Source organism: Streptomyces sp. C1-1 (assembly GCF_050214755.1).
Taxonomy (GTDB): Bacteria; Actinomycetota; Actinomycetes; order Streptomycetales; family Streptomycetaceae; genus Streptomyces.
Window position 1 is genome coordinate 9,906,437 of sequence record NZ_CP189826.1, and the last position, 20,933, is coordinate 9,927,369.

At 71.9% G+C, this 20,933-nt stretch carries 19 protein-coding genes and 1 pseudogene; 9 read left to right on the forward strand and 11 right to left on the reverse strand.

Annotation, left to right across the window (positions count from 1 at the left end; translation table 11 throughout):
• Positions 1-65: 65 nt before the first annotated feature.
• Genes mftF through mftC form a run of 5 tightly spaced genes read right to left on the reverse strand, consistent with a single transcriptional unit; the run spans position 66 to position 5,571 of the window.
• Complete coding sequence (gene mftF, locus ACQF4J_RS45205) at positions 66-1,559, reverse strand: mycofactocin biosynthesis glycosyltransferase MftF (protein ID WP_427168445.1); 1,494 nt, start codon at positions 1,557-1,559, stop codon at positions 66-68.
• Positions 1,556-2,341, reverse strand: a complete 786-nt coding sequence (locus ACQF4J_RS45210; protein WP_351803376.1) for a mycofactocin-coupled SDR family oxidoreductase — start codon at positions 2,339-2,341, stop codon at positions 1,556-1,558. Before ACQF4J_RS45210 ends, mftF begins: the two co-directional genes overlap by 4 nt.
• Positions 2,338-3,099 (reverse strand): mycofactocin biosynthesis peptidyl-dipeptidase MftE, encoded by a 762-nt coding sequence (gene mftE / locus ACQF4J_RS45215; protein ID WP_351803378.1) that lies wholly within the window; start codon positions 3,097-3,099, stop codon positions 2,338-2,340. The genes ACQF4J_RS45210 and mftE overlap by 4 nt, the downstream gene beginning before the upstream one ends.
• A 1-nt stretch (position 3,100) precedes the next feature.
• Positions 3,101-4,273: a pre-mycofactocin synthase MftD gene (gene mftD / locus ACQF4J_RS45220; protein ID WP_351571426.1), complete on the reverse strand. Its 1,173-nt coding sequence runs from the start codon at positions 4,271-4,273 to the stop codon at positions 3,101-3,103.
• Complete coding sequence (mftC, locus tag ACQF4J_RS45225; RefSeq protein ID WP_427168446.1) at positions 4,270-5,571, reverse strand: mycofactocin radical SAM maturase; 1,302 nt, start codon at positions 5,569-5,571, stop codon at positions 4,270-4,272. The genes mftD and mftC overlap by 4 nt, the downstream gene beginning before the upstream one ends.
• A gap of 189 nt (positions 5,572-5,760) precedes the next feature.
• On the opposite strand from mftC, the gene ACQF4J_RS45230 reads away from it, so the two are divergent.
• Positions 5,761-6,972: an RNA-guided endonuclease InsQ/TnpB family protein gene (locus tag ACQF4J_RS45230; RefSeq protein WP_351579466.1), complete on the forward strand. Its 1,212-nt coding sequence runs from the start codon at positions 5,761-5,763 to the stop codon at positions 6,970-6,972.
• A 13-nt stretch (positions 6,973-6,985) separates the two neighbouring features.
• Here ACQF4J_RS45230 and mftB read toward each other — a convergent pair whose 3' ends face one another.
• Positions 6,986-7,300, reverse strand: a complete 315-nt coding sequence (gene mftB / locus ACQF4J_RS45235; RefSeq protein WP_351579464.1) for a mycofactocin biosynthesis chaperone MftB — start codon at positions 7,298-7,300, stop codon at positions 6,986-6,988.
• Between the two features lie 10 nt (positions 7,301-7,310).
• Positions 7,311-7,418: a mycofactocin precursor MftA gene (gene mftA / locus ACQF4J_RS45240; RefSeq protein WP_351579461.1), complete on the reverse strand. Its 108-nt coding sequence runs from the start codon at positions 7,416-7,418 to the stop codon at positions 7,311-7,313.
• Between the two features lie 400 nt (positions 7,419-7,818).
• Here mftA and mdo point away from each other — a divergent pair, with 400 nt between their 5' ends.
• From mdo to mftM, 4 genes are all read left to right on the forward strand, one after another.
• Positions 7,819-9,111 carry an NDMA-dependent methanol dehydrogenase gene (gene mdo / locus ACQF4J_RS45245; protein ID WP_351579458.1) on the forward strand — a complete coding sequence of 431 codons (1,293 nt, stop codon included), beginning with the start codon at positions 7,819-7,821 and terminating at the stop codon, positions 9,109-9,111.
• Positions 9,112-9,196: 85 nt separating this feature from the next.
• Complete coding sequence (locus ACQF4J_RS45250; RefSeq protein WP_427168447.1) at positions 9,197-10,405, forward strand: AAA family ATPase; 1,209 nt, start codon at positions 9,197-9,199, stop codon at positions 10,403-10,405.
• Positions 10,406-10,419: 14 nt separating this feature from the next.
• On the forward strand, positions 10,420-11,955 hold the full coding sequence (locus ACQF4J_RS45255; RefSeq protein WP_351579452.1) for a VWA domain-containing protein: 1,536 nt from the start codon (positions 10,420-10,422) through the stop codon (positions 11,953-11,955).
• Between the two features lie 31 nt (positions 11,956-11,986).
• Positions 11,987-12,913: a mycofactocin oligosaccharide methyltransferase MftM gene (gene mftM, locus ACQF4J_RS45260; RefSeq protein ID WP_427168448.1), complete on the forward strand. Its 927-nt coding sequence runs from the start codon at positions 11,987-11,989 to the stop codon at positions 12,911-12,913.
• 148 nt (positions 12,914-13,061) lie between these two features.
• Here mftM and ACQF4J_RS45265 read toward each other — a convergent pair whose 3' ends face one another.
• Genes ACQF4J_RS45265 through ACQF4J_RS45275 form a run of 3 tightly spaced genes read right to left on the reverse strand, consistent with a single transcriptional unit; the run spans position 13,062 to position 16,379 of the window.
• Complete coding sequence (locus ACQF4J_RS45265; RefSeq protein WP_351579446.1) at positions 13,062-13,727, reverse strand: MadR family response regulator transcription factor; 666 nt, start codon at positions 13,725-13,727, stop codon at positions 13,062-13,064.
• A complete protein-coding gene (locus tag ACQF4J_RS45270) occupies positions 13,724-15,094 on the reverse strand; it encodes a MadS family sensor histidine kinase (RefSeq protein WP_427168449.1) in 1,371 nt (456 codons plus the stop codon). Before ACQF4J_RS45270 ends, ACQF4J_RS45265 begins: the two co-directional genes overlap by 4 nt.
• Before the next feature lie 10 nt (positions 15,095-15,104).
• Positions 15,105-16,379, reverse strand: a complete 1,275-nt coding sequence (locus tag ACQF4J_RS45275; RefSeq protein WP_427168450.1) for an iron-containing alcohol dehydrogenase — start codon at positions 16,377-16,379, stop codon at positions 15,105-15,107.
• A gap of 223 nt (positions 16,380-16,602) precedes the next feature.
• Here ACQF4J_RS45275 and ACQF4J_RS45280 point away from each other — a divergent pair, with 223 nt between their 5' ends.
• The 4 genes and pseudogenes from ACQF4J_RS45280 to ACQF4J_RS45295 form a co-directional block, all read left to right on the forward strand.
• Positions 16,603-17,838, forward strand: coding sequence for a transcriptional regulator (locus ACQF4J_RS45280; RefSeq protein ID WP_427168451.1), 1,236 nt, complete (start codon positions 16,603-16,605; stop codon positions 17,836-17,838).
• 127 nt (positions 17,839-17,965) lie between these two features.
• Positions 17,966-19,483, forward strand: a complete 1,518-nt coding sequence (gene exaC / locus ACQF4J_RS45285) for an acetaldehyde dehydrogenase ExaC (RefSeq protein ID WP_351579435.1) — start codon at positions 17,966-17,968, stop codon at positions 19,481-19,483.
• The gene (locus tag ACQF4J_RS45290; protein ID WP_351579432.1) at positions 19,483-19,887 is read left to right on the forward strand and encodes a DUF779 domain-containing protein; all 405 of its coding nucleotides are present in this window, start codon (positions 19,483-19,485) and stop codon (positions 19,885-19,887) included. The genes exaC and ACQF4J_RS45290 overlap by 1 nt, the downstream gene beginning before the upstream one ends.
• Positions 19,888-20,173: 286 nt before the next feature.
• Positions 20,174-20,343, forward strand: a pseudogene (locus ACQF4J_RS45295) (IS481 family transposase); the annotation flags it as partial.
• A gap of 46 nt (positions 20,344-20,389) precedes the next feature.
• Here the strand turns inward: ACQF4J_RS45295 and ACQF4J_RS45300 are convergent.
• Positions 20,390-20,887, reverse strand: coding sequence for a winged helix-turn-helix transcriptional regulator (locus ACQF4J_RS45300; protein ID WP_351803398.1), 498 nt, complete (start codon positions 20,885-20,887; stop codon positions 20,390-20,392).
• Between the last annotated feature and the right edge of the window lie 46 nt (positions 20,888-20,933).

Sequence of the window (20,933 nt, forward strand, 5' to 3'; positions counted from 1 at the left end):
TCGCCAGGTGGACACGGTGGCGGGTGAGGGTTGGCGGGAGGTTGGCGGCGGATCGGGGGCCGCGGCTACGGCCGCCCTCCGGCGGTCCATCGGCTCACCAGGCGCAGGGCGAGGCGCGGCCGCAGCGGTGCGGTGGTCCTGCGCCGTAGGGCGCCCTGCCATACGCCCCAGCCGTAGGCGAGGTCGTCCAGGCGACGGATCGCCACGTACGGGAGGGGCCCGAGCGAGGTGCCGGAGCGGCGGTGGTCCACCAGCCCCTCGACGACGGCCGCGGCGATCAGCACGTGCCGTGCGCGCCGGCTCGCCACGGCGGCGGCGGTCGCGAGGGGCCAGTGGTGCCGGGTGGCGCAGCGCAGCAACTGCTCGGCGGTGCCGCGCAGCGCGGCGAGCGACAGCAGCGCCCCCGCGCGGGAGGGGTGGTCGGCGTCGGGCATACGCCGTGCCACCCGGACGGCGGTCACCGCGGTCAGGGCCGACGCCCCGGCCGCCGGCCCCGGCCTGCCGCGCAGCAGCAGGGCGCAGGCGGCCAGCGACCAGGGGGCGGCATACAGCGGCGGCACCTGACCGGGGTGGCGCAGCGCCAGGTCGGCGGCGCCGGTACCGTACGCGGCTCGCTGGGCGAGCCAGCCGCGCAGGTCGGTGCGGTGCCGGTGGCCCACGCGCGCGGTGGGCACGTACCGCAGCCGCCAGCCCGCCTCGTGCAGCCGCATGCACAGGTCGACGTCCTCCCCGACGCGCATGCTGTCGTCGAAGCCGGCGCCGACGGCGTCGCGGCGGACCACGATGGTGGCGCTGGGGACGTAGGACAGCGCGGACACCGGCACGACCGGCCCTTCCCCGGCTCCCATGTCCAGCGGCGAGCGCGTCTCCTCGTACCGGTCCAGGAGCCCGGGTTCGGCGACGGGCAGCGCGACCACGCGGGGAGCGGTGAGCGCCACCGCGGGGTCGGCGAACTGCGCCAGCAGGGCGGCGAGCCACCCGGGTTCGGGCACCACGTCGGAGTCGCAGAACGCCACGTACGGGGTACGGGCGTGCCGCAGGCCGGTGTTGCGGGCCGCCGCCGGGCCGAGGTTGCGCGGGTGGGTCAGCAGTTCGGCGCCGTGCGCGCGGGCCACCCGGGCCAGGGCCGCGGGGTCGGCGGAGCCGTCGTCCACGACCAGGACCGACAGGGAGGAGGTCGGCGGGTCGGCGCGCAGGGCTGCGAGCAGCCGGTCCAGCTGGTCGGCGCGGTCCTTGACGGGGATGATCACGGTGGTGTCGCTCACCGGCACCGGTGCGGGGCGGGGATGGGCGATCCCGGCGTCGAGCAGCCGTCGTGCGAGCGCGCCGCTCGCCGGGCCCGTGACCGTGAGCCGGCCCCGGTCCAGGAGGCGTGCCGCAGGAGCGGTCAGCCGGAGCAGGCGAAGCGGCGATCCGCCGAGCAGCAGCCGCCCGTCCTGGGACCGGTGCGTGCCCGCGGCGAGTTCGACGGTGAGGCCGGCCGGCAGGGCGGTGTCCGCCGGAGAGGACAGCGGCGTCGTCGTCGGGGGAGCCGGGGTGCGGGGTGCGAGTGCCGTCATGCCGTGAACCCTCCGTCCGCGTGCAGTACGGAGCCGGTGAGAGCGAAGGACTCGGGGGAACAGGCCCAGGCCACCGCCGCCGCCACCTCCTCGGGTTCCAGTGGGCGCCCGGTGAGCTGCTGCGCGGCGAGCTGGTCGACGTCGGGCAGGTGGTACAGGTCCGCCGTGGCCCGCAGCATGTCCGTGCGGGTCGAGCCCGGCGAGACGGCGACGGCGTGCACGCCGGTGTCACGCAGGTCGCAGGCGAGGCCACGGACCAGGCCGACGACGGCGTGCTTGGCCGCGCAGTAGGCGCCCAGGCGCCACAGGCCGCGGTGCGCGGCGGCCGAGGCGAGGGCGACGAAGCGGCCGTGCCGGGGGTGCGGCCTGCGCAGCAGGGCGGGTACGGCGGCGCGCGCGAGGTTGGCCACGCCCATGACGTCCACGTCGAGCAGGGTCCGCCACTGGGTGTCGGTCTGTTCCCACACCGGGTCCCCGCCCAGCATCACCGCGGCGGCGGCCACAGCGGCGTCGAGGCCGCCGAACTCGGTCTCGGCCAGCTCCACCGCGCGGTGCAGCGCGGCGGCGTCGCGTACGTCGGCGCGGACCGTACGGATCAGGGGGAATTCCTGTGCCAGCAGGTCCAGTCGGCCGGGCTCGGCCAGCGGATAGGGCACGTCGGGGTCGTCCGCGCAGCGGTCCACCGCCACCACCGCCCAGCCGTCCCGGGCCAGTCGCCGTACCGTGGCGGCCCCGATGCCCCGCGCGGCACCGGTGACGACGGCCACCCGCCGGCCGGTCATCGCCCGTCCCCGGCGGGGGTGGTGACCGGCTGCCTCTCGGGCCGGCCGAGCCGGCCCCGCGCGCTCACCCGCCAGCCCCGGACATCCTCGGCGAGGCGGTCCGCCATCCGCTCCAGGAGCCGCTCGCCGTCGCCCGCGCAGGCCCCGGCGGGATCGCCGAGGACACCGGACGGGCTCACCCCGCGCACCGATTCGGCGACCAGCCGGTCCATCAGCAGGTGAACGGGTTCGGTGGGTCCGGCGACGGCCCGCTCGGCACGGACGGCCGCGTGCCGCAGCCGCAGCATCATCGACGTCTCGGCGCGTCCGGCGTGGGCGTCGGAACCCGGCGGCAGGCAGGGCCACCAGGCGACATCGCGGCCCTCGCCGCGCAGACCGGCGACCGCCTCGGCCAGGCTGGTGAGGTGGCCGCCGTGCCCGTTGACCACCAGCAGGCGGGACGCCCAGCGCAGCATCGAGCGCCCGGTCTCCGTGACCAGCAGGCGCAGCGCGTCGTGGCCGATGGACACCGTGCCGGGGAACCCCTCGTGCTCGCCGCTGGCCCCGTACGGCTGAGCGGGCGCGACCAGTACGTCCGCCTCGCCGCGCAACCGGGCGGCGGCACGTTCGGCGACCGCGGAGGCCACCGCCGTGTCGGTGTCCAGGGGCAGGTGCGGGCCGTGCTGTTCGCAGGAGCCGAGCGGCAGCAGGACCAGGGGGTGGCGGTCCGCCACGTCGGGCCAGCTCAGGTTGGCGAGCGAACTCCGGGCGTCGGGCATGTCAGACCGCTCCCGGTGCCCGGGTGAAGCCCGGCGGGACGAGCACGTCGTCGGGCGTGAGCTCGTGGACCGACGAACGCCCGAGCCCCAGCAGGGCGGAATCGATGCCGCGGCGCAGGATGTCGAGCACGTTCTCCACGCCGGTCTGGCCGCCCGCCGCCAGGCCCCACAGATAGGCGCGGCCGATCATCACGGCCCTGGCGCCGAGTGCGAGCGCCTTGACCACGTCGCTGCCGCGGCGGACTCCGCCGTCGAGGAGCACCTCGACCTGGTCACCCACCGCGTCCGCGATGACGGGCAGAACGCGGATCGGGGCGGGGGTCGCGTCGAGGTTGTTGCCGCCGTGGTTGGACACCGAGATCGCGGTGACGCCCGCGTCGACCGCGCGGAGCGCGTCGTCCACCCGGCAGATGCCCTTGAGCATGAACGGTCCGTCCCACTGCTCGCGCAGCCAGCGCACGTCGTCCCAGGAGGGCGGAGGGGTCGTCATCCACTCGCCGTAGGCGCCGAAGAACGTGGGCGCCTCCTGCCCCGGCTCGGCGATGTTGGGTGCCTTGAGGTCCGGAAGGCTGCGGGATTTCACGAAGTCCCAGAGCCAGCCGGGGCGGGCCAGCGCCTCGGGGGCGAACCGCGTCATGGCCCTGAGGTCCAGTCGCTCGGGAATCTCGGGGCTGCCCCAGTCCCGGCCGTACGAGAAGGACCAGTCGAGGGTGACGATGATGCCCTTGGCACCCGCCGCATGGGCGTCCTGGAGGCGCCGGGCCATCGCGTCCCGGGAACCCATCCAGTACACCTGGAGGAATGTCTGCGGATTCGCCGCCAGGACGTCGCCGAGCGGCTTGCCGGCGAACGAGCTGAGCCCCATCGCGGTGCCCCGCGCGGCGGCGGCGCGGGCCACGGCCACCTCACCGTCCGGGTGCACCGCCTGCACACCCGTCGGCGAGATGAGCACCGGCAGGGAGATGTCCTGTCCCATGACGGTGGTGGCCTGGTCGCGCTTGGCCGACAGCCCGGCCACGTGCGGCGCGAAGCCCAGCTCGGCGAAGGCGGCGGTGTTGTCGTCGTAGGAGACGCCCTTCTCGGAGCCCGCGAGCAGCGCGCTGTACACGGATTTCGGCAGCCGTTTCCTCGCTCGCCGCTGGGCCTCGGCGACCGTCTCGATCCACTTGCTCATGACGTTCCTCTCTCGTCGGGTACACGGCCGCCCAGATCGGCACCGGCCAGCGGGCTCTCGTCGCAGAAGCGGTCGGAGCGGCGGGCGCGGACGGCGGGCATGCCCAGCGCCACCGTGCGGCGTGAGTGGTCCTTGCCCTGGCCCGGCAGCGCGGCCGGGTCGACGGCCGAGAGCGCGGTGGCCCCGTGGCCCTTGACGCACTCGGGGTCGGGGCCGTCCAGCGGCAGGCCCGTGAAGAACTTCGCGGCCATGCATCCGCCCTGGCAGGCGTCGAACGCGGAGCAGCCGGAGCAGGCCCCGCCGGAGGACGGCCGGCGCAGGTCGGCGAAGAGGTCCGACTCCCGCCACACCCGTTCGAAGCCGCCCGGTGAGCGGACGTTGCCCGCCTTGAACGCGTCGTGAAGGGCGAAGGGGCAGGCGTAGACGTCTCCGACCGGGTCGATCAGGCAGACGACCCGGCCGGCACCGCACAGGTTCAGCCCCGGGATCGGCTCGGAACCGAGGGCGTTGAGGTGGAAGAAGGAGTCCCCGGTGAGCACGTTCTCGCCGTGGCCGACGAGCCAGTCGTAGATCCGGCGCTGCTGCTCGGCGGTGGGGTGAAGGTCGTCCCAGACGTCCGCGCCCCGGCCGGAGGGCCGCAGCCGGGTGATCCGCAGCTGGGCTCCGTACCGGTCGGCGAGCACGGCGAAGTCGTCGAGCTGCGCGACATTGTGACGGGTCATCACCACGGAGATCTTGAAGTCCCGGAAGCCCGCGTCCGCGAGGTTCTCCATGGCTCGCACGGCCATGTCGTACGAACCGGGGCCCCGGACGGCGTCGTTGACCGCGCGCGTGGCTCCGTCGAGGGAGATCTGTACGTCCACGTAGTCGGTGGCGGCCAGCCGCCGTGCCCGCCGGGGACTGAGACGGACGCCGTTGGTGGAGAACTTCACCCCCACCTGGTGGGCGATCGCGTAGTCGAGGAGGTCCCAGAAGTCGGGGCGGACCGTGGGCTCGCCGCCGCCGACGTTGACGTAGAAGACCTGCATGCGCTGAAGCTCGTCGATCACGGACCTGATCTCGTCCGAGGACAGCTCCAGGGGATCGCGCCGCCCGGACGAGGACAGGCAATGCGCACAGGACAGGTTGCAGGCGTAGGTCCACTCCCAGGTCAGACAGATCGGGGCGGCGAGGCCTCCCTTGAACTGCTCGACGAGGGCGGGCACCTTCCCCCGTACCCCTTCGGCCACGGGGGTGCCCTCGTTCGCTCCGGCCGCGCTCCGCTCGGCGGCGTGCGGGGGCTCGTGCAGGGTGGTCATCTGGGATGTCTCTCCTTCGTGGATACCCCTGCCTTCAGGCAGGGGTATGGGTACCTGCCGCGTGTAGGGGAGAAACGAAGCTCCTGCGGAGCAGGGCAGGGAAAGCTGGTTCGCCGCCAGGGCGGACCGGGGCCCACTGACCACCGAACAACCACCGCCGCTCACAGGAAAGTTGATACGGTGTGAGGCATGGCGCAGCAGGTCAAGCGGGCGTTCAAGTACCGCTTCTACCCCACGGACGAGCAGGCAGCCGAGCTGTCGCGCACGTTCGGCTGCGTCCGGCTCGTCTACAACAAGGCGCTGGAGGAGCGCACGCGGGCCTGGTACGGCGAGCAGCGCCGTGTCTCCTACGTGCAGTCGTCCGCCGCGCTGACGGAGTGGAAGAAGACCGAGGAACTGGCGTTCCTGACGGAGGTGTCCTCCGTTCCGCTCCAACAGGCGCTGCGCCATCTTCAGACAGCGTTCGCCCACTTCTTCGCCAAGCGGGCGAAGTACCCCCGGTTCAAGAGCCGGAAGAAGTCCCGGGCGTCGGCCGAGTACACCCGCTCCGCCTTCACGTGGCGCGACGGGCGACTGACTCTGGCGAAGATGGCGGAGCCGTTGGACATCCGCTGGTCGCGTCCGCTCCCGCACGGCTCGGCGCCGACCACGGTGACGGTGTCCCGCGACGCTGCGGGACGCTGGTTCGTGTCCCTGCTGTGCGAGGACGCCGTCACCCCGGCCCCCGCGACCACGGCGGCGGTCGGCATCGACGCCGGGGTCACCTCCCTGGTGACCCTGTCCACCGGGGAGAAGATCGCCAACCCCCGGCACGAGCGCCGCGACCGCGCCCGCCTGGCCCGCGCGCAGCGGGAGGTGTCGCGCAAGGCGAAGGGCTCGGCGAATCGGGAGAAGGCCCGGCGCAAGGCGGCCAAGGTCCATGCGCGGATCGCCGACCGGCGCCGGGACTTCCTGCACAAGCTGTCGACTCGTCTCGTCCGTGAGAACCAAACGGTCGTGATCGAGGACCTCACCGTCCGCAACCTGCTGAAGAACGGCAGGCTGGCGCGTGCCATCTCGGATGCGGCCTGGACGGAACTGCGCTCCATGATGGAGTACAAGTGCGCCTGGTACGGGCGTGAACTCGTCGTGATCGACCGGTGGTTCCCCAGCTCGAAGCTGTGCGGGGCCTGCGGCACGGTCGCGGCGAAGATGCCGCTCAACGTCCGCGAGTGGACGTGCGTCGACTGCGGCGCCCTGCATGACCGCGACGTGAACGCGGCACGCAACATTCTGGCCGCCGGGCTGGCGGCGTCTGCCTGTGGAGACGGTGTAAGACCTCAACGGGAGTCCTCCCGGACGGGGCGGTCGTCGGTGAAGCAGGAACCCCAGCGGGCGACCGCTGGAATCTCCCGCCTTTAGGCGGGGGAGGAAGTCAACACTGCGCTCCGGTTCCACTGCGCTGGGGAACGATCATGTCGGCGGCGGCCAGCGAGGCCAGCGCCCGCAGGAAGGCGTCCCGCCGGTCGTCGGGAACGCCGGCGAGGGCGTCCCCGACGCTGGGGTGCCGGTCGAGCCCCCGGACCAGTTCGACGAGTTCCGGTGCCTTGAGGAACGACAGCCGGCGGTTGCCGAAGTGGTAGGCGAGCGCTCCGAACGGCTCGGGACGCAGCGCGACGGAAGGGTTCAGCCGGTAGGGGCGCGCCGCGTCGAACGCCGCGCCGGCCGGGGCCGCCGGGAGGGTGGTCATGGCGGCGGCCCTAGTAGACGCCGCACATGCCGTCGATCGACACCTCTTCGACGAGGACCTCCTCGATCACCTCGTCGACGGCGATGTCCGGCTCGGCGCTGATCTGGTTGTCGTTCATGGCCAACCTCCTGAATGGGTGGGGGAGTCGACGGAGATCCGGTGCCGCCGTGCGGCGACCGGCCGGCATCCGACGCTACGGAGGCCGCCGCCCCGTCTCGCCCTTCTTCCGGCCGCCGTCACCCTGTCCGGTCGGGCAGGTGTGAGCAGCCGATGCCGGTGTCCGCCGCTCGCCCCCTCCGACCGGGCAGGGTGCGTCCCGTCCGTTCGCGCCCCGCTGCCGTCCGGGCGGCCGGTATCGCCCCGCCACGCCTTCGTCGGAAGGTGAGTCACGCCACGCACAGGGCATGTCCGTGCTCCCACCGGACCATCCGTGCTCCACCACGGACCTCTGCGCCGCCGGCAACGGAGCAGTCGACGCACCACGCGCGGCCCACCGCGCGGAGAGGACAGTCGCGATCATGCAGGTCGAAGAACTTCTCAAGCCGTTTCCGATCAAGGAGTTCCACCCCTTCCCCCGGGCGCTGATGGGCCCCGGCGCCCATGAGCTGATCGGCCCGGAGGCCAAGAAGCTGGGGTTCAAGCGGACACTCGTGATGACCACGGGGCTGCGCGGCAGCGACACCGTGCACAAGATCGTCGAGTCGATGAAGTACCACGGCCTGGAGGTCGTGGTGTACGACAAGGTCGAGTCGAACCCCAAGGACTACAACGTCATGGACGCCGTGGCGCTGTACCAGGAGAACAAGTGCGACTCGTTCGTGTCGATCGGCGGCGGCTCGTCGCACGACGCCTGCAAGGGCGCCCGCGTCTCGGTGGCGCACGACGGCCGCAACGTCAACGACTTCGAAGGCTTCAACAAGTCCGAGAACCCCAGGAACCCGCCGCACATCGCGGTCTCCACCACGGCCGGCACCGGCTCGGAGACCTCGTGGGCGTACGTCATCACCGACACCACGACCGACCCCGACAACCCGCACAAGTACGTGGCGTTCGACGACGCCTCGGTGGCCTCGCTCGCCATCGACGACCCGACGCTGTACTACGACTGCCCGCTGGACTACACGGCGCAGTGCGGCTTCGACGTCCTCGCGCACGCCTCTGAGCCGTACGTCTCCCGGCTCAACTTCCAGCCGTCGCTGGGCAACGCGCTGCACGCCATCCGCCTCACGGCCCGGCACCTCAGGCAAGCGGTGTGGAACGGCCAGGACCTGGCCGGGCGTGAGGGGATGATGTACGCGCAGTACATCGCGGCACAGGCATTCAACTCCGGCGGCCTGGGCATCATCCACTCCATCTCGCACGCCGTCAGCGCCTTCTACGACACCCACCACGGCCTCAACAACGCCATCGCGCTGCCACGCGTGTGGGCGTTCAACATGCCCGCCCACTACGAGCGGTTCGCGGACATCGCCGAGGCGATGGGCGTGGACACGCACGGTATGACCAAGGTCAGGGCCGCCGAGGCGGCGCTCGCGGCGGGCATCCGGCTGCTGCGCGACGTCGGCATCCCGGAGAAGTTCACGGACGTCCATCAGGACACGTACTCCAAGAACCGGCTCGGCCAGGGCCCGACCAAGTTCTACGAACAGGCCAAGGTGATCACCGGCGACGCCGCCGACGTGGACCGCATCACGCACCACGTCCTCGGTGACGCCTGCACCCCGGGCAACGCCAAGGAGTGCACGTTCGACACCGTCCGGCCCGTCGTGGAGCACTGCATGACCGGCGACCTGGACGACCTGCTCGGCTGACCCGAACCCGCTGAGCCTTCCCACAGGGGGCAGGGGACCGACGACACCGCCGTCCCCCGCCCCCGCTCCACCGGACGGAGGAACCGTGCCCGCCACACCCCAGCCCCCCGACACTCCCGCGTTCGCCTCGGTCGACGACGTGGTCCGGCGGTTCGCCGATCACGGCTACATCGCCGACCAGCGGCTCGCCACGACCGTTTTCCTGCTGACCCGGCTGGACAAACCGGTGCTGCTGGAGGGGCCGGCCGGTGTCGGCAAGACCGAGCTCGCCAAGACGCTCGCCGCCGTCACCGGGCGCCGCCTGCTGCGCCTGCAGTGCTACGAGGGACAGGACGAGAGCAGGGCGCTGTACGAGTGGGACTACGGCAAGCAGCTGCTGTACACCCAGATGCTGCGCGACAAGATCGGCGATCTGACGGCCGACGCCCCCGACCTCGCCGCGGCCGTCCAGCGGATCGAGGAGCAGGACAGCGTGTTCTTCTCCGACCGCTTCCTCGCCCCGCGCCCCCTGTTGGACGCGGTACGCGGCGAGCAGCCGGCCGTCCTGCTGATCGACGAGGTCGACCGGGCCGACGAGGCGCTGGAGGCCGTACTGCTGGAGTGCCTGGCCGAGTACCAGGTGTCGGTGCCGGAGATCGGCACGTACACCGCGAAGGTCGCCCCGTACGTCGTGCTGACCTCCAACAACACCCGCGACCTGTCCGCCGCGCTCAAGCGGCGCTGCCTGCACCTCTTCCTCGGCTATCCGGACGCGGAGCGGGAGTTGGAGATCGTCCGGTCCAAGGACACCGGGCTTGCGGAGGCCACCGCCCGCCATCTGGTGCAGGTGGTACGGGGCCTGCGTGACCTGAAGCTGCGAAAGAGTCCCAGCATCTCCGAGACCGTCGACTGGGCCCGCACCCTCGCCGTGCTGGGCGTCGACGAACTCGACCCGGCGGTGCTCGCCGACACGGCCAACGTCGTGCTCAAGTACGAGCGCGACCTGCACCGCGCCCTGGACGTGCTGCCGCGCCTGATCGACCCGAACCGGGTCCTGCCCGAGCCGGGGCACCGGCACGACGGCGACGATCACCACCACGGGCACCACCACCACGGGCACCACCACCAGGAGCCGGGACACGAGGAGCCCGACGAGGCGGACGGCCGCGCGGTCCGAGCCGGCATGGACCGGCAGGGCCGACACGACGAGGGCTACTACGGCGCCCCCGGAGCCGGACCGACCCATCGTCCCGCGGCCGGTGGCGGCCAGGGCGCCCGCGCCTTCGCCGCCGTTGCGCGGCGCCGCGCCGACTGACGGGGGAGGCGCACATGGAAGCGGGTGTGCACCGGTTCGTGCGCGTGTTGCGGCTGTTCGGGCTGCGGGTCTCCGTGTCGGAGGCCGTGGACGCCATGCGCGGGGCGGCCCAGCCCGGCCTCCTCGGCGAGCGGGCGGGACTACGGGAGGCACTGCGCATGACGCTGGTGAAGGACCGGCGCGACCACGCCCTGTTCGACGACCTGTTCACCGCGTACTTCTCACTCCTCCCGGTGGCCGGGGAACCCGACGGGCACAGCCACGGCCACGAGCACGACGACCTGACCGACACCGGCGAACTCGAGTCGTTCACCGTCTCCGACGAGCCCTCGAAGACCCCGGAGCAGGGGCACAGCCACGGCAAACCGTCCGACATCCGGGACTTCTTCGACCAGCAGGACCTCGCCCAGCGATACAACCTCCACCAGGAGGCCAACAAGATCGACCTGGCCTCACTGACCGACGAGATCGTCCTCTCCCAGGACGGCGGCACCGGCGGACGGGACCCGGGGGCCGCCGTCCAGCTGGAGACCCTGCGGCTGCACGGCGCCGGCGTTCCCGGCCGGCTCGCGGCGGCGACCGGTCAGCCGGTCGACACGGCACTGACCGTCGCCCATCAGGACGCCCTGCTCGGCCGGCTCGCGGACGATCCCGAAGACGAAGCCCAAGAGCGACCCGGCTTCCGGCACGCCGAACTGGCCGGCGTGATCGAGAACCTGCCCGAACTGCTGAAGCGCCATCTGGACCGGCTAGCCGAACTCCGCTCGGTGGCCGTGGAGTCCGCCCGAATCGCCGAACGCGCCCGGATCGAGACGGTCGACGAGGACGAGCGCGCCCAGCTGGAGGAGGCGCTGCGCCGGGTCGGCCGCTCCCTGCACGGCGCCCTGACCAGCCGCAAGCGCGCCACCCCGCGCGGTCGTGTGCACCCGGGTCGCACCATGCGCCGCAACATGCGCTACGACGGCGTACCCTTCCGGCCCGTCACCGTCACCCGCGCCGAGGACAGACCCCGCCTGGTGATCCTCGCGGACGTCTCACTGTCGGTCCGGGCCACCGCGCGCTTCACCCTGCACCTGGTGCACGGTCTGCAGTCGCTGTTCGGACAGGTCCGCAGTTACGCCTTCGTCGACGAGCCCACCGAGATCACCGAGCTGTTCGCCGAGCACCCGCTGGAGCGGGCGCTCGGCCTGGTCTTCGACGGACTGCCGGCCGGCGGACTCCTCGACGTGGACGCCCGCTCCGACTACGGCAGGACGTTCGAGCTGCTGCTGGGCGAGCACTCCGCCGCGCTGGGGCGTCGTACGACCCTCCTGGTGCTGGGCGACGGCCGCGGCAACGGCAACGATCCGCGGACCGAGACGTTCGCCGAGATCACTCGCCGGGTGCGGCACACCATCTGGCTGACCCCGGAACCCCGCTACTCCTGGGGCCTCGGCGCCTGCGACCTGCCCGGCTACCTGGAGTACTGCGACCGCGTCCGGGTGGTCGCCGACCTCACGGGACTGCAGCGCACGAGCCACCGGATGGCGGCGGAGGCGACCGGGCGATGAGAGCATCCACCCGCCGCCAGGAGTCGCCGTCATGAGCGTCCCCAGCCTCCCCATCGCCGTCGCGGCGCGCCGTATCGATCCTCTGGCGCCGAACCGACCGGGCGTGTACGCCGATCACCTGGTCCGGGTGGTGCGCGGCAGCCCGCGCGGCGACGGCGCGGCGCCCCGGCCGGTCGTCCGCACCGAGCACTTCGCCCTGCGCCGCCGCGGCCGACGCGTCGAGCTGAGCCACTCGCTGCGCCCCGAGCACCTGGACAACGATCTGGCGGGGCTGCTGGCCGAGGAGTTGTTCGCCCCCGGCTGGCTGTCCGGCAGTGACATCTTCGAGCGCGTCTTCACGGGGGTGGTGCGCTCGTGTGTGGACGAGCCGCTGCCCGCCTGGACCACGTTCTACGGCAACACGCTGGCCCGCATCCGGGAGGCCCGGCAGGCCCCGCTACCGGCCGACCACTCGTCGATCGCCGGCTTCGCCCCCGTGTATGACCACGCCATGGACCTGGTCAGCGCGGGCACGGTGCTGGACCTGGGGTCCTGCTTCGGCTTCCTGCCCCTGCTGTTCGCCGAGAAGCCGGGGTACACGGTGATCGCCTCGGATCTCGCGGGGGGCACCATGAGGCTGCTGGACGCCGTGGCCCGGGTGCGCGGTCTGCGGCTGGACACGCTGGTCTGCGATGCCGCGCGGGTGCCACTGCCGGACCGCTCGGTGGACACCGTCACGGTCATCCACGTGCTGGAGCACCTGGACCCCGGTCACGGCGAGGCCGTCGTACGGGAGGCGCTGCGGCTGGCCCGGAAACGGGTGGTGGCGGCGGTGCCGTACGAGGACGAGCCGACCGCCGCCTACGGACACGTGCGGTGCTTCGACGAGGACCAGCTCGCCGAAATGGGCCGCCGCACCGGCCACCGCTTCTCCGTCGGCTCCCGTCACGGCGGCTGGCTGATCATCGATCCCGGCTGACACCGGACACGGGCGGCTGCCGTCGCCCGCCACCGCCGGGAAGCGGCCTGCCGCTCGGCCGACGGGCTCATGGACGGCCGGCCTGAGGCAGCGCCAGGAGGGCCTGGACCACTCGCACCGGTTCCGGCCCTCCTCGCCCTTCCCGATGTCAGATCACGCCCATCTTGCTCGCCTCGTACACGACTTCCGCGCGGCTGCTCGCGTCCATCTTGCGCATGACGTTGCGGACGTGGAACTTCACCGTCGTCTCCGAGATGTACAGCTCGGCCCCGATGTCCCGGTTGCTCAGCCCTCGGGCGAGCAGCTTCAGCACCATCACCTCGCGTTCGGTGAATCTGGGTTGCTCGGGCTGCACGCGCATGGCGCGCACCATCGCCGCGGCGGCGTGCGAGTCGAAGGCGCTCTCGTTGCGGGCCACGGCACGGATGGAGCGCAGCAGTTCGGTGGTGTCGACGTCCTTGACGACGTAGCCGCGGGCGCCGTGCTGGATGGCCTCCACCACCAGGGAGTCGTCGAGGAAGGTGGTGAGGACCAGCACCGCCAGCCCCGGATGCCGCTCGGTCAGCCGGGCACACAGGTCCAGTCCCTCGGTGTCGGTCCCGGTCGACAGCTTCAGGTCCAGCAGCACGATGGACGGTTTCGTCCGTTCGACGACGGCGGTCGCCTCGGCTGCCGTACTCGCCTCTCCGACCACTTCCAGGTCGCTCTCCCGCTCCAGGATGGAGCGCACCCCGTGACGGACGATCGCGTGGTCGTCCACCAGAACGATCCGCTGGGCCGCCGCGGGAGCCGTCGTCTGCTGCTCGGTGGTCATCGGCTGCCTCCTGGTTGTTGTGGCACCGGCAGCGGGATGTCGACCCGCAGCAGAACGCCTCCCATGCGCGAGCGGCGGATGGACAGTCTGCCGCCCAGCTCCTCAGTCCTGGCGACCATGTTGGCCAGCCCCCGGTGACGCCCCGACAGGTCGGTGGCCCGGGCGAGCCGCAGGGCGCGGCGCAGTTGGGCCGGGTCTCCGCCGCCGTCGTCGGACACGGTCAGCACGACGGAGCCGGGCAGATACCGCAGCCGGACCAGCGCCCGGCCGGCCCTGCCGTGCGTGGCGGAGTTGAACAGGGCCTCGCCGGTCAGCCGGAGCAGCGACTGCTCGGCCTCGCCCGGCAGCGGCAGCGGGCTGCCGTCGACGCGCACCCGCACGTCGAGGTCCGTGGTCAGGTGCACCGTGGACAGCCGTTCGAGCATCACGGGGAGCGGGCCCGCCGGCTCCTGCGAGGTGCGGTGCAGCGCGTAGATGGCGGCCCGCAGGCGTTCCACCGCCTGCCGGTTGAGATCCTTGGCGCCGGCCAGCCGCTCGGCGATCTCCCCGGCCCGCCCGCCGAGCGCCTCCAGTTCGGCCCGGCACACCTCGACGGTCATGCCCGCGCCGAGCACGTACTGCGTGACACTGTCGTGCAGTTCACGTGCGATGCGGCGCCGCTCGTCGTCCAGGGCCTGACGTTGCATCGCGTCGAGCAGCCGGGCCTGGGTCTCGGCCAGCTCGGCCTTGCGTGCCGCCAGGTCACGGGCCTGCCGCTCGGCCGCCTCGGACAGTTCCTCCGTCCGCCCGCGCAGGGTGGCCGCCGCGTGGAAGAGAAACGTGTTGTGCACGGCGACGGCGGCCTGGTTGGCCAGGACCCTGAGGATCGCCAGGTCGGTGTCCGCCACCTCGACGCCGACGCCGGGCTGCGCCGCGATCCCGCCGACCGGTTCGCCGTCCAGGGTCATCGGCGCCCGCACCCACCCGGGTCCGCTGTGCGGCGCTGCGGCCTCCCACGGCCGGGTGCGCAGCACGCGCAGATGTTCCCGTACCTCCGCGGGCACATGGGTCTCGTCGTCGATCAGTACGTCGTCGGCGTACAGCAGGAAACGCGGCCGGGCCGCGCGCAGCGCGCCGTCCGCCACCGCCAGCAGCAGCCAGCGCGCCTGCAGGTGCTCGGCCGCGGCCCGTACGACCGCCTCGACCAGGGCACGCGGCCCCTCCGCGGTCCGCACCAGGGCCCGGGAGATGCCGTCGAGCGCCTCCACGGTCCGCTCCAGCCGCTCGGTGGAGCGCACGTAGGCCGGGTAGTACGAGCGCTTGCCCGACCGCAGGCCGGTGAGCACCCCCAGGTCGGGGGCGCGCCCGGGCTGTTCGGGGACGCTCACCGGTACCTCCTCACAGGGCCTGGCGGAACAGTGCCTCGACGTCCCGCACGTCGACCTCCCTGGGGTTGGTCGCCATACAGGCGTCCTTCAGCGTGGTGCGGGCCAGCACGGGCACGTCGGACTCCGCGACGCCGAGGCCGGCCAGGCCCTTGGGGACACCGACGTCGTCCGCCAGCGCACGCACCAGGTCCGCGAGCCGCGCGGCCACCTCGCGGGGCGGTACGCCCTCGGTCGCGATGCCCGCCGCCGCCCCGAGCGCGACGAACCGCTGCGGCCGCGTCTCGGCGTTGAACCGGATGACGTGCGGCAGCAGCACGCCGTTGACCACGCCGTGAGGGGCGTCCAGCAGGCCGCCGACCTGGTGGCTCATCGCGTGCGTCGCCCCGAGGATCGCGTTCGTGAAGGCCATTCCCGCCTCCAGCGCGGCCTGTGCCATGGCCAGCCGGGCGGCGAAGTCCTTCGGCCGCACGTGGGTGTGCACCAGATTCCGGGTGATCAGTTCCACCGCGTGGAGTGCGTGGATGTCCGTCAGCGGGTTGTGCGCCCGGGACACGAACGCCTCGATGGCGTGCGTCAGGGCGTCCAGGCCGGTCGCCGCGTTGAGCCAGCCCGGCATGGTGGTCAGCAGGCGCGGGTCGATGACCGAGATCTCCGGCACCAGAGTGCGGCTCACGATGGTGATCTTGATGTGTTCGGCGGTGTCGGTGATGACGGCGAACTGCGACACGTCCGCACCGGTACCCGAGGTGGAGGGCACCATCACGGTGGGCGGAATCGGCCGGCCGACCCGGTCCACGCCTTCGTAGTCGAGGATGCGCCCGCCGTTGCTGGACAGGATCGCCACGCCCTTGGCCGCGTCGATGACGGAGCCGCCGCCGACCCCCACGATCACGTCGCAGCCGCTGGCCGCGTACCGTTGGAAGCCGGCCTCGACCTCGTGGTCCTTGGGATTGGGTGTCACGTCGTGCCAGACGACGGGCCGCAGGCCGACCCGGCGCAGATGGCCCACCGCCTCGTCCACCCAGCCCGCCTCGATCAGCCCGGGGTCGGTGACGAGGAACGGCCGACGGCCGCCGAGCCTGAGCGCGCAGTGACCGAGCTCGGTCAGCGAGCCGGGCCCGAAGAGGACTTCGGGCACATGGAACTTGGCCATCCTGGCGGACTGCCGGAGAGCCTCGTTGCCCGTCTCCTGCGGCCCCAGGAGTTCGCCGTGGCGCTCGTCACGGCTCCAGTCGGCACTCGGGTCGATACCGCTGGTCACCATGGCACCGGAGGTGAGCGACATGTGACCTCCACAAGGGCGTGCAGTCCGCAACCTGTGCGAAACCTTGATTTCATTGCTTCATTCGCCGATAACACTGTCGTCAAACGCAGAACAAGCTAGGGGCCTGCAACCGGACGCGGCACCTGCCCGTCCGGACAGGGGAACCTGCCTGTCCGGGCAGGTGTGCTCTGTATGGTTGAGGCGAATAATTGTGATTCGCCCCTTTTTTACGACAGGGAAGCACATGTCACAGCGGAGTGACCTTCGGCAGCGCAGGGCCGCACTCGAGGGGGAGTGGTCCCGGACGGTGTCGCTGGTGAAATCCACGGGCTCGGCGCCGAGCGGCCACGAGGCGCTGCGGCATGAGGTGGCCGACTCCTGGGTGCGCTCCCTGGGCAGCGTGGACCCGGCCCGGGACAGCGCGCCGGTCGCCGACGACGGCACGGTCCGGCACCGCTGGACCGACTCGCTGCTGCGCCGGCCGGTCGACGCCCTCTCCGACGAACTGCGCAGCATCGCCGACGACGCCGGGTTCATCGCCGCGGTCACCGACGAGTCGGGAACGATCATGTGGACCTGCGCCGGTCAGGACATGCGCCGGCGAGCCGAGCGGGTCAACTTCGCCCCGGGGGGCCGCTGGAACGAGCAGGCCATGGGCACCAACGCACTGTCTCTGGCGTTGCGCACCGGCCGCCCCAGCACCGTCTTCTCGGCCGAACACCTGGTGGCCGCGCTGCACGGCTGGGTCTGTTACGGCGCGCCGATCCACGGACCCGACGGGAGCGTCCTCGGCGTCCTGGATCTGTCCACGACCTGGGATCGCTCACACCCGCTGGCCATGTCCACGGTGCGCGGTCTGGCGTCCGTCATCGAGGCCGAGCTGCGCGCCGAACTGCCCACCGGGCCCCGGGACGACGTGCCCGAGGTACGGCTGACCTGCATGGGCGAGGAGAAAGCCGTACGCGAGGGCGCTCTGCTCGCCCTGCGCCCCCGGCAGCTGGAGATCCTCACCCTCCTCGCGCTGGAACCGGACGGCTTCTCCTCGGAGCGGCTGCGCGACGCCCTGTACGGCGACCGGCCCGTGACGGCCTCGACGTTCAAGGCGGAGATCTCGCACTTGCGCCGGGCCCTCGGCGGCGGCATCGCCGCCCGCCGCTACGCACTCACCGCACCCGTGTCCTGCGACGCCGTCGACGTGCTGCGCGCGCTGGAGCGCGGTGACACGGACACGGCCCTGCGCCTCTACCGCGGTCCGCTGCTCCCTCGCTCCGAGGCTCCCGGCATCGAGGAGTGGCGCACCCGTCTGGAGGTGGCCGTACGGGAGGCGGTCCTGGCGAGCGTCCGCCCGGAGCACGCCCTGCGCTACGGCGAGCGGGCGCCGTACGACGCGGAGGTGCACGAGCACGCGCTGCGCCTGATCGGTCCGGGCGACGCGCGCCGGGCGATCGCGGCCGGCCGGCTCACGACCGCCCTGCGCTGACCGGCCGCCACCGGCGTACCGGCGGCGCCAACCTTGCGCCAACCTCACGGGCCCACAGTGATGCGCACCACGACGGCGAGGGCCGTCGTACCACAGCACTCACCATCGCCCACCGAGGAGAGCCGCCATGGTGTACGCGCAGCCGGGAACGGACGGCAGCATCGTCAACTTCGCCCCGCGATACGACAACTTCATCGGCGGCGACTGGGTCGCCCCCGCGGAGGGTCGCTACTTCGAGAACGTGTCGCCGGTGAACGGCAAGGTCTTCTGCGAGGTCGCCCGCTCCTCCGCCGCCGACGTCGACTTGGCCCTGGACGCAGCTCACGCCGCGGCCGACCGCTGGGGCCGCACCTCCACCACCGAGCGGGCCAACCTTCTCAACCGGATCGCGGACCGGCTCGAGGAGAACCTCGAGAAGATCGCCGTGGCCGAGACCTGGGAGAACGGCAAGCCCGTCCGGGAGACCCTGAACGTCGACATCCCGCTCGCCGTCGACCACTTCCGGTACTTCGCGGGCGTGGTGCGCAGCCAGGAAGGCACGGTCGGCGAGATCGACGAGGACACCGTCGCCTACCACTTCCACGAGCCGCTGGGCGTGGTCGGCCAGATCATCCCGTGGAACTTCCCGATCCTGATGGCCGCGTGGAAGCTCGCCCCGGCCCTGGCGGCGGGCAACTGCGTGGTCATCAAGCCCGCCGAGCAGACCCCGGTCAGCCTGCTGTACGTGATCGACCTGATCGCCGACCTGCTCCCGCCCGGCGTGCTCAACGTCGTCAACGGCTTCGGCGTCGAGGCCGGCAAGCCCCTCGCCTCCAGCCCGCGCATCGCCAAGATCGCCTTCACCGGCGAGACCACGACGGGCCGGCTGATCATGCAGTACGCCAGCGAGAACATCATCCCGGTCACCCTGGAGCTGGGAGGCAAGAGCCCGAACATCTTCCTGGCCGACGTCATGGACGCCGACGACGCCTACTTGGACAAGGCCGTCGAGGGCTTCGTGATGTTCGCGGTCAACCAGGGCGAGGTGTGCACCTGTCCGTCCCGGGCCCTGATCGCCTCCTCGATCTACGACGAGTTCATGGCCCGCGCCCTGGAGCGCACCAAGGCCATCAAGGGCGGCAGCCCGCTCGACCCGCAGACCATGATCGGCGCCCAGGCGAGCAACGACCAGTTCGAGAAGATCCTGTCCTACATCGACATCGGCAAGCAGGAAGGTGCCGAGCTGCTCACCGGCGGCGGGCCCCGCACGGTCCCCGGCCTGGAAGGCGGCTACTACATCGAGCCGACCGTCTTCAAGGGCACCAACGACATGCGGATCTTCCAGGAGGAGATCTTCGGCCCGGTCGTCTCGGTCACCACCTTCGACTCTCCCGAAGAGGCCCTGAAGATCGCCAATGACACCCTCTACGGCCTGGGCGCCGGCGTGTGGTCCCGCAACGGCAACCACGCCTACCGGCTCGGCCGCGAGATCAAGGCCGGCCGGGTGTGGACCAACTGCTACCACGCCTACCCTGCTCACGCGGCCTTCGGCGGCTACAAGGGGTCCGGCATCGGCCGCGAGAACCACAAGATGATGCTCGACCACTACCAGCAGACGAAGAACCTCCTGGTCAGCTACTCGGAGCAGAAGGTCGGCCTCTTCTGATGGGAACCCGGGTGCGGCGGGTCGAACTGACCGACGCGGCCAACGAGTTGATGGAGGCGCTGACGGCCGGTCACGGCCCGGTGATGTTCCACCAGTCCGGCGGCTGCTGCGACGGCAGCGCTCCGATGTGCTACCCGCGCGGCGAGTTCCGCGTCGGCGGCACGGACGTCCTGCTCGGCCACGTCGCCGGAGATACACCGTTCTGGATGAGCGCCGGCCAGTACGCGTACTGGCGCCACACCCATCTCACCGTCGACGTGGTCCCGGGCAGGGGCAGCGGCTTCTCCCTGGAGGCCCCCGAGGGCGTGCGGTTCCTGCTCCGCTCCCGGTTGCTCACCGACGAGGAGTGGGAGCGCGTGGAGGCGGAACCGCCCCTGCCGACCGGGGCGGAGACGACTGGATGACCTGACGCGTCGACGCGCCAGGCCATCCGGCAGCCACCGCATCCACGCAGGCGGTGGCGAGGGTGGGGCCGGACAGCATGGCGTCCGGCCCCCCTTCCGTCACGGGGTGCCGCGCACCTGGCAGCGGCGGTGAACACCGCTGCCCGTACGGTCGTTGGCGCGCGGCAGCCCAGCGCCGGGGAGGGCGCTTCGCGTGCTGATCGTGCCGCTGACGGTGCTCGCCGGAGGGCTCCTCGCAGCCCTGTCCGAGGTCAACGAACCCTCCGGCGCGGGGCCCTGCGCCGGAGGGTTCGCCAATCGGGCCAAGGCGTTCTTCGCCGCCCACGGGTTCCCCGGGATCGTGCGGATCGCGACCGACAACGGCGCCTGCTACCGCGCCCACGACTTCGCCCGCGTCCTCCATGACGCCGGCGCCAGCGGATCACCCCCTGCACGCCCCGCCACAATGGCAAGGTCGCCTGTCGCTCGAGGAGCAGGCACGGCTGGTGGTTTCGCCGCGGGCTCAGCTCTTGTGCTTCGCTCCGGCGCGAATGATCACTTCGGGCATGGCCACGGGGTGTCCGTCACTGCAGGTGAGTTCTGACTGCACCGGCGCGCCGCACTCCTGGTGAGTGAGGACGAGCGGTGCCTGGCCCCCGGGAGAGAAGTACCGGGCTCCCCAGTCGTACAGCCCGATCACCGCAGGCGCGAGGTCGTGGCCCATCGGGGTGAGCTGATACTCGTGCCGGGTGCGCTGCCCCGGCTCCTGGTACGGCACCCGCATGAGGATGCCCGCGGCGGTGAGCTCGCGCAGGCGTGCCGAAGCGACGGCCTCGGTGATCTCGACGCGCTGAGCGAAGTCGTCGAAGCGGGTGGTGCCGTAGAAGGCCTCGCGAAGGATGAGCATGGCCGAGCGCGTGCCGACGACGTCGAGCGCCTTGGCGATCGGGCAGTTGTCACCGATGCGCCAGGTCGACCGATCCGCCAGCCGGTCCTCGAAGGTCGCAGAGTTCTGAGTCACATCCCTCAGCCTAACTTGTATTGCCCATAGCCAGCCCTCTAAGGTC